The organism is Nocardia sp. NPDC056564, from assembly GCF_042793755.1.
In the GTDB taxonomy this organism is placed as follows: domain Bacteria; phylum Actinomycetota; class Actinomycetes; order Mycobacteriales; family Mycobacteriaceae; genus Nocardia.
This window is the reverse complement of the sequence record NZ_JBHTUR010000020.1, coordinates 166,107-175,841: the sequence shown is the minus strand read 5'-3', so window position 1 is coordinate 175,841 and position 9,735 is coordinate 166,107. Positions and strand designations below refer to the sequence as shown.

At 68.3% G+C, this 9,735-nt stretch carries 1 protein-coding gene; it reads right to left on the bottom strand.

Annotation, left to right across the window (positions count from 1 at the left end; genetic code table 11):
* Positions 1–9,724: hypothetical protein (locus ACFQ9K_RS36210; RefSeq protein WP_378984184.1), on the bottom strand; the 9,724-nt coding region annotated here is incomplete at its 3' end.
* Positions 9,725–9,735 lie beyond the last annotated feature (11 nt).

The window sequence follows — 9,735 nt, the reverse complement described above, 5'->3', positions numbered from 1 at the left end:
ATTCGCCGGCGCGGTCGGGGTCGACGCCGGCCAGGTTGGCTTCGTCACCGGAAAGGATCTGGCCGGGGTGGTCGTCGCGCAACGACTTCCAGTTGTCGATCGCACCCAGGGAATCCCGCGTCGGCTTGGACAGCACGGAGGGATCGATACCGTTGGCCGACAGAATCTCCATGACCTTGCCCGCCGAGGCCGGGTCCCGCCAGGAGAGCGCTTGGATCTGTGTTTTCGCCGCCGCGGCACTGGACGTGGTGATGGTGCCCAATTCCTTTGCGGCCGTGTCGAATGTCCCCTGCATCCCGCCGATGCCGCGAGCGATGCCGGGGATGATCTCGGGCGGGAAGCCCGTGGCGATGACCGGTATCCCTTGAACATCAACGGTGATCGGCGGACTGCCGTCGAGCGGGGTGATGTCGGCGAGCAGCTTCCCGTCCTCCATCCGGAAGGTCGTTCTGCCGTCGACCACCGGGCCCTGGGCGGCGATGGTGTCTTCCCAGTAGCGCACCGCGTCGAGCGGCACCCGGGCATCGGGCCGACCGTCACCCACGAATTGGTAGGGGTCGCCGAGTCCGGTTTGGCGGAGATTGCGTAGCTGGTCTGCGGTTTGGGCGATGCGGTCGCCGTTGTCGGATTGCCATCGGCCGCGGTCGTCGACGAGCAGTGCTTGTGGATCGCGGGCGGCGAGCGCGGCCCCGCCGCCCGCCTCGATGACCGACAACTTCGGATGTTCGCCCTGCGGCGCGGCGGCTGCCTGCGTGCGCAGGTCGGCGAGCGTTTGTGCGCTGCGCTGCGCACGTTGCCGCGTGCTCTCGTCGGCGAGCGCACGCGTCTGTTCCGGGGTGGCTCGTTCGCCGTCGAAGGCGATCGGGCGCTCGAAGGCGGGATGCAGGGCCGCCCGGTGAGCCTCGAATCTGGCCTGATCGCTCCTGGCCTGGTCCTGAATGCGTTGCAGGAGTTGCTGATCCCCGGGCGGTAGTCGATTCGGCGCGCGGCCTGCGTCGTCGAGCAGGGTGCGGACGTGCGCGCTGCCGGAGGCGGAGTGGTCGAGGTGGTCGAGTACCAACGCTCTGCGTTCCTGGGCGCCGGGCGTGTCTTCGCGCAGGCCCAAGTGGTCGACCAGCGCCATCGCTTCGCCGCGCAGGGCGTCGCGTTCCGGGTGCGTGGCAGGCAGCCGGTCGAGGTCGTCACCGAGCACGCGGAGTTCCTGGATGCGCCCGGCGTCGTGGGGTGTGAGCGCGGGTGTGTCGGTCGGTCCGCCCGGGCGCAGAACACCTTCATCGGGGCCGAAGGAATCGAGCTTGTCTACGATGTAGCGCTTGCGGTCGGCGACGATTTCGCCGATCTCGTGCGCCAAGGCGCGCGGTATGTGTTTGGTGGAGATCCGGTCGGAGATCTGGATGACGTGCTGGCCCTTGTCGTGGTTCAGGATCGAGCGGGCCGCGGTGTCGTCACCGATACGTTGAGTTTCCACGCGCACGGTGAAGCTGTGCTGGTCTTTGCTGTAGACACCGCTGGTGTCGGTGATGCGATATTCGCCTCGATTCACGTCGATCGGGTCGATCCGCAAACCGCCGTGCCCATCGACCGCGCTGTGCAGCGCGCCGTCGACTTGGCCACGGATCTGTTCGACGTGACTGATGGCAGGTGATTCGACGTGGCCGTGGAATTCCGAACCCGGCACGGCCGCAGCGGTAATGGTGTGCGAGGCGTCGGTACCGTCGCTGCGTCGCCATGCCGCGTAGTGCGTCGCCTGGGTGGCGGAGGCGACGTAGCCGCCGTCGAAGTTTCCGCCTTCGGGTGGGGCGTCCCGGTTCGAGGCGGTCTGGGCGGCGAAGCCGGGTTGCGGCCGTGCCAGCGCGTACCGAGAGTCGGTGGTACTCCACACTCTTCCGGGATTCGAGGCGGGTAGCGGTGGGACGTCGCCGGTTCCGGGCTTGAAGAGTTGCCCGCCGGGGAAGAAGCGGGAGGCTGCGCCGGTGACGTCGATGTCGCGGCCGTCGACGGTGATGCGGTAGCCGAGGTACTGGCCGTCGTTGTCGAACAGCATTCGCGCGGACACCGAATTCGGGTCGCGTTTGATCGCGGTGTCCACCAGGTCGGCGACGGCGGGCGGTACCGAATTGCGGGTGCCGAGCGAGGCGATGACACCGTCGCCCTCGTGTGGGCCGACGGAGAATCGGGTGCCCTGGGGACCGGTGTGCTCTTCGATGCCGGTGATGTTCATGGTGCGGTCGAAGGCCATGGTCAGTCGGCCGGTCGCGGTGGGATTCGGCCAGCTGCCGTCGGGATTCTGGCGGCTGGCCGCGGTCGGATCGGCTGCGTCGAAGCCGAGGTCGTGTTGGCCGCGTACTTCTTTCCACTGGGTGTTGTCGGCGAGCCCAGGTGGTGCGTTGCGGCCGATCATGGTGAATTTCGCGGTGGTGCTGAGTTTGAGCATGTTCTCGACGCCGCTGATGCCGGTGCCGCCGGTGCCGGCGACGATCCATTCGCCGGCGCGGTCGGGGTCGACGCCGGCCAGGTTGGCTTCGTCACCGGAAAGGATCTGGCCGGGGTGGTCGTCGCGCAACGACTTCCAGTTGGCGAGCGAATCCAGCGCGTGGTTGAGATTCTTGCTCAGCGCGGACCGGTCGATGTTGTTGTCCGACAGGATCTTGAAAACCTCGCCCGCGGAGGCCGGATCGCGCCAGGACAGTGCCTCGACCTGGGCCTTGGCGGCCGGGGCATCGGGTGCATTGAGCGCGCCCAATTCCTTTGCGGCCGTGTCGAATGCCCCGTGCATGCCGCCGACCTCGCGGGTGCCGGGAATGATCTCGGGCGGGAAGCCGGTCGCGATGACCGGGATCCCCTCCACCTCCACGGTGACGTGCGGGCCGCCGTCGAGCGGATTGATGTCGGCGAGCAGCTTCCCGTCCTCCATGCGGAAGCTCGCCTTGCCGTCGACCACTGGACCTTGGGCCGCGATCGAGTCTTCCCAATAGCGGACCGCGTCGAGCGGCACCCGGGCGTCCGGTCGGCCTTCGTCGACGAATTGGTAGGGGTCGCCGAGTCCGGTCTGTCGCAGATTGCGTAGCTGGTCTGCGGTTTGGGCGATGCGGTCGCCGTTGTCGGATTGCCATCGGCCGCGGTCGTCGACGAGCAGTGCTTGTGGATCGCGGGCGGCGAGCGCGGCCCCGCCGCCCGCCTCGATGACCGACAACTTCGGGTAATCGCCGCCCGCCGCCTGCTCGCGCAGGCGCTCGAGGGTCTGCACGCTGCGTTTCGCCCGTGCGCTGGTGCTCTCGTTGGCCAGCTCCAGAGTCCGCTCCGGGCTGATCTTTCCGCCATCGTCGGCGATGGGGCGCTCGAAGGCCGGGCGCAACTCGGCCCGGTGCGCATCGAACGCGGCTCGATCCACCCCGGCCTGGCGCTGGATAGAGCGCAGCAGGCGCTGATCGTTCGCGGAGAGCTGATTCCGGTTGCCGCCCGCGTCGTCGAGCAGATGACGCACCTGATCGCGACCGGCAGGGAAGGACTCGAGGTGCTCGTTGATCAAGGTTCTGCGGTCGCCCGCGCCCGGGGTGCCCTCGCGCAGGCCCAGATGCTCGACCAGCGCCATACCTTCGCGGTGCAGTTGGTCGTATCGGGCTCGGTCTTCCGCGGTGCGGTTCGCCGGGCCGGGTAGCTCGTCGAGTTGCCCGCCGAGGATACGGAGTTCCTGGATGCGACCGGCGTCGTGCGGGGTGAGCGCGGGTTCGTCGGTGGGTCCGCCGGGACGCAGAACTCCCTCGTCGGGACCGAAAGCGTCGAGTCTGTCTACGATGTAGCGCTTGCGGTCGGCGACGATTTCGCCGATTTCGTGGGCCAGTGCGCGGGGCACGTGTTTGGTGGAGATCCGGTCGGAGATCTGGATGACGTGCTGGCCCTTGTCGTGGTTGAGAATCGAGCGGGCCGCGGTGTCGTCACCGATGCGCTGAGTCTCGACCCGCACCTCGAAGCTGCGTTGATCGCCGCCGTAGACACCGCTGGTGTCGGTGATGCGATAGCGTCCACGGTTCACATCGATCGGGTCGACCTGCAATCCGCCGTGCCCGTCGACCGCGCTGCGCAGCGCGTTGTCGACCTGGCCGCGCACCTGATCGACGTGCGCGACGGTCGGTGCATCCACATGACCGCGGAAGTCCGAACCCGGTACGGCCGCCGCGGTGATCGGGTTGAGCTGATCGGGCGTGCGGTGGGCGCTGCTGCCGTCGGCGGTTTCCGCGCTGCGGTCCGTTCGATTCGAGGTGAATTCGGTTGCGCCGTTCTGTGCTTCGATCGGCCGCACGGACTCGTTGCTGAAGAGCCGGTGCCCGGATCCGGACTGCCGCGAATGCTGATCCGCCGGCCCGGACTGGTGCCGGGATGGCAGCGAACCGTCGGGCGCGCCGCCCGGCATCCGGGTTCCGCTGGGTTCGTGCACCGAGACGGAATTCGAATCGACTTGCGGGGCAAGCGACTTCGCGATCGACTCCGGTGCCGAGACGGACACCCGAGCGGCGGGATGTTGCCTGGTGAACTCGTCGATCGCCGTTCCGAGACGGCCGGGCGTGGGGTCGGGCGGGCCGGAGAAGAGCTTCGAGACCAGCCGCGCTGGCCCGGAGGTGCCGCGGGTGGAGTCGTGGTCGACCCACACCACGGTCGCGTGGTCCGGTCGGGTGCTCGCGGTTTCGACGTGCTGCTGTGCGGCGTGCGCCACCGCGTGTCCGGCCGAACCGAACGACGCGTTCGGCGCCTGCCAGTGCACGGTCGCGGCGGAATCGACCGGACCGAATCCGATGACCTCGCGCCCGCGTCGCCCCTGGGCGTCTTGATCGAAGGACAGCAGATGGGTCGCGGGTTGCTCGGTCCCTGCGCGATGGGCGGCGATCGCGGAGTCGAGGTCCGCGGTGTTCAAGTCGGTGAGTGCGGCTTTCAAGTTGTTCAATTGCCGTCGCTCGTTCGACGACAATGCGGAGCCGTCCGCGATCTTGTCCAGTCGCTGGATCTCGTGCTGAATGTAGCTGGTGTTGAGGGTGTTTCGGACCGCTGCCGGGATGCCCTCGCTGTTGCGCAAGCCGGGGAAGTCGGTGACCAGGCCGTGCTGGTAGGCGGGGGAAAGATCGTCGAATCGCAGGTTGTTCCACCAGGATTCGCCGGTGTCTCGCCACCATGCGGCGGTCCGGTCGGCCGACGGATTCGGGCCGTCGAGGCCGAGCGGCGGCTGGGGCGGCGTGATCCGGTCGTTCGGGCCGGTGGGATTCGGATGCGCGACGAGCTGGTCGCGCAACTCCGGCTGCACGGTGCCCTGGTCGAGTCCGGCCCGCCATCGATTCAGCTGGTTCTGTTCATCGTTGAGCGACTCGCGTCGAGCCTGCACGATCCGGCGGGCTTCGGCGTCGTCGGGGGTGCCTGCCCGGACGAGTTCGTTCTCCTTGCGGCTCAACGCTTCGGCGGCGGCGTCGAGCGCGATCTGCCGCCGGGTGAGTTCGGTCTGCTCCCGGTCGATTTCGCCGACTCGTTCCCGGGGTTGGTTGTCGAAACCGAGGCGAGTGAAGTTGTCGTCGAGGGAAAGACCCTGTCGCCGTAAGAGATCCACCGCAAAGTCGTTGAGCTCGCCGCGCGGCAGGTAGTGCCCGCTGCGATCGCTCAGCACGACGAGCCTGCCGTCGCGTACCTCGAGCTCACCTGCGGCTGTGACGGTCCGCCCGCCGAGGAACGACGAATGATGGAGGGAGCCGAGTTCCTGGTCACCGGCGTAGAGGTTGCCGAACTCGTCCATGACGAAGATGGCTCGCGCGTCTCCGCCTTCACGCGCCGAGGCGATCTGGGCGGTGTCGAACAGTCGGCCGTCGGCAGCCCGGAACAACCGACCCTCGTGCACGAACAATCGATGGTTCTCCAGCTCCGCGGGGCTCATGTGCCGCACCGGCGTGTGATAAGGCAGTCGCTGGTGTCCGCTGAGCGGTTTCGCGTCCTGGATCGGGTCGAGCTGGGATTTGACCGCGATCGGGCGGCCTTCCCCGATGTAATGCGGTGCCAGCGGGGCGCCGTCGAGCAACCGGATATGCGGCGAGGCCAGCACCCGATTCAGCGGCGGCGGGATCTCGCTGCGCGGCACCACCGTGTCGATCACGGAACTGAGCGGTGCGGGCGGGCTCGGATGCCGGTGCGCCGCGAACAGGTTGCCCTCGGGCGTGACGCCGATCTCGAACTCGCCGGTGGAGGCATAGCGCAGGAAGACATTCCGTTGCCCCGGCACGAAGGCGTGCTCGGCGCCGAACCCGTCCGAATGCTGAACGACGAGGTTCATCCCGAACGCGGACGCCGCGAGGTTCAGATCCCGGTCGACGGTGTCGCGGTGCGGCGGGGCCGGCGGCTCCACCGCGATGTCGCGTCGTTCGTCGAGCCAATTCTCGAACTGCTGACGGCGTTCCAGTTCGCTCTGCCATTGGGTCTCATCGACCCGGCCCTGCCTGCGTTCCTCCTCGATGGTCGCGCGCCATCGAGTTTCCTGGTCCTGCATCCGATTCAGGTGATCGGTGATGCCGGACCGTACGTGTGTGGCATCCGGTAGGCCGAGAATCCGGGCAACCGTGCTGAACAGTGGATCGGCTCGGTCGGGCACCGGCGCCCAGTGCTGCGGCCACGGCGGCTGCTGCGGGGTCTGGTCGCCGACGAATATCTCGGGCGGCAGCGGTGACGAATCGCGCGGCGGCACAGGGGAATCCGTTCGAGCGGGGCCGGGGTCGCTTCGGGCATCGGCCGGATGCGTACTCGTCTCGTCGGGCTGCCGCATGATCGGTTCGGATGTGGCCCTGGGCAGCGGATTCGGCTCGGCTGTGCGCGAATAGTCTGTGCCAGAAACGCTTTCGTGGGGCGTCGACGGGCGGTCGGATCCGGCGCGGATCGGTTCGGCGACGTGGAAGTGACCGCCGGCCTCGTTCACGCGGACCAGGATGTGCTCGGGTCGGTCCTGGGGGCCGAAATGCATTGTCGTGCCGTCGTGGTCGACCACCACGAGGTGCAGGCCGAGGGCGTCGGCGCCCTCGGGGATGAGGAAATCGCCGAGTTCGTTGTTGTAGTGGCCGGGCTGGGAGAGGTCGTCGAGTTGCCGATCGAACGCCTCCGAGCGTTCGAAGTCGTATTCCCACTGGCGAAATTCCCGCTCGGCGAGCAACTCGGCGCGTGACGGGTGATCGGGCTGGTCCCGCAGCGTGGTGTCGATCCGGGTGATCGCCGCCGCGGCCTCCCGGAAGTCCGGGGAATTGGGGACGAACTTGTCCAGCAGCTGGTCTTTCCTGGCCCGCAGCACACCGACGAACTCCCGGCGGACGTCGTGATGGCCGAGTCCACGGGTCTGGCCGGTCGCCTGGTCGATCGCGCGGAACAGGCAGTCGCCGTCGGCCGGGATGCGCTCGAGCCGATGACCGGGCAGCGCGGCCACCTGCTGCGGGGTGGGGTTGAAGTCGTCATGGAGCACGAATTCGAGTCCCGCGGGCGGCTTTTCGCTGATCGGTTGCGGGCGTTGCTCGGGCGAGATCGAGTCCGCCGGATGCGGTACCTGGTCTTCGCGTTTCGGCGTCGGAAGCGAAGCCTCGGAGCCTTTGGCCGCGTTCGATCCCTGCGGCGTTTCCTGGGAAGTCGCAGGTTCCCTGCGGGTTTCGAGCGAGGCCTCGGGCTGTTTCTGGGTCAGCGGGTGATCCTCGGGACCCTGCGCCGGTTCGACCTGACGGAATTGCGATTCGGGGGTGACCGCCGCCGAGATCGATGCGCGTTGACTGCTCGGGATCGGGTCGGTTCGCACGCCTGCCGTGATCGGCGGGCGGGCGGAACCGTCGCCCGCCGAGGAGATACTCGGTCGCGGCGATTGCGGCGGGGACTGGACCGAGGGCTTGTCGGTGACCGAAGGCGGGGGCGGCGGTGCCTCGCTTCGCGACGACGTCACCGACGGCGGGGTGCTGCTCGCCGTCGCGTTGGCGTTCGTCGTCCCCGGCGGTGCGGGCGGTCCCTCCGGACGGACCGCGGTGCTCGACTGCGCCGAGCCCGGTGGCACAGATGATTCCGTGACGTGGTCGACCCGCGACGACTGCGGAATCGGCGAATTCGTGGACGCGTCGTTGCGCGGTTGCGCCACGGATGTCTGTGACTGTGCGGTCGAGGTCGTCGAATTGTTGGCGTTGCCTTCGAGGTTCGACGTCGCCGCGGAGTGGGTCTGCGACGCCGCCGGTGGCGCAGGGGAATCCGTGGACTGCGCGTGCACCGGCTGCGGTGACGGTTGCGACGTAGCCGAATTGGGATCGATCCCGGTGCGCGTCGCGGGTTGCGGTGCGGTCTGTCCCTCGACGTGGGCGGACGTGGCGGGCTGCGGCGCGGGCGAGGTGCCGTTGGATCGCCCGGAGCCGGCGTTCGATGGGGACTGGTTGGTGGACTGCGACTGGTTCGTCGACGGCGACCGGTCGGTGGACCGCGTCGAGTTGTTGTTCGGTTGCGCGCCGTTGGTCTGCTGCGCGGCCGAGTTGTTGGTCTCGGTCCTGCCGTTCGTCTCCGCGGTATTCGGCCGGCCGTTGCGGGTGGTCGAATCATTGTGCGTGGCAGGGCTATCCGCGGGCGCCGTGCTGGACCGGTCGCTCGTCGTATGCACCGACGGCGAGCGGTAGTTCCCCCGGTCGCCGTCGTAAAGCGAAGCGGCGCGCGAAGATCCGCGGTCACTCTCGTTGACCTCGACGATCCTCGGGCCCGGCCGCTCGTGACTACCGTCGGCGCCGACCGGCGGCGGGACGGCGAGCCCGGTGTAGCCGCCCTTGGCCATTCCGATCGACTGCGCGTGCCCGGCGACTCCGTGCACGCCACCGACCAGACCACCGCCGACACCGCCGAGGATCGCGGCCGGATCGAACTCCCACTGACCGGTGAACACACCATTGGCGACAATGCCCGCCCCCGCGCCGACCACACCGGCGGGGATGCCGGCGCCGATCGCGATGCCGCCGGCCTTCCACCAGGTCATCGAGTCGTGGCCGACCCAATTTCCGAGGCGCTTGCCGATCATGCTGCCGACCGGCGCCGCCACCGCGCCCGAGATGCCGCCGACGGCGCCCGAGATGACCATCTGCTTGACGTCGAAGCTGTCCCGATGGCCCTTGCCCAGCTGAATACCCTGGGCCAAGGCGTCCGCGCCAAGGCCGATGGCGGCCTGCTCGACGCCGGTGATCGCGGCCAGCTTCCACATCGGCATCTGCGCGAGGCGGGTGGCCCGGTTGGCCAGGAAGGTGACCAGCCGCTGACCGATGAGCTGGCACACGCCCGCCGCCTCGGCCTCCATGGCGGGCACCGCCCACGCGCCCCAGAGGGTGGCCAGCGCGTAGGCGATCTCCGCGGCCAGGATCGCCAGGGTGATGATGATCTGGAGCTTGGCGTACTCGGTCTGGGTGCCGCATTGACGCACCGACTCGCCCAGCTGCTGAAGCTGTTCGGCCAGTTTGTCGACGGACTGATCGCCGGAGAAGAACTGGTCGAACTGCTTCTTCATCTTGTCCGCGCCGTCGCCGGAATAGCTCACCTGCGCGGTGTTGCACGCGACGTGCAGTGCCTCGACGAGGTCGTGGACATCCTTGGATGCCGATTTCCAGTCGTCGCCGAGCGCGAACAGCGCGTCCTCGTCGCCTTTCGGCCAGGACGCGCCGGCGAGATAGCTGAGCCATTGCAGGCCCTCGGGCATCTCGATGCTCATCGATCAGGCCA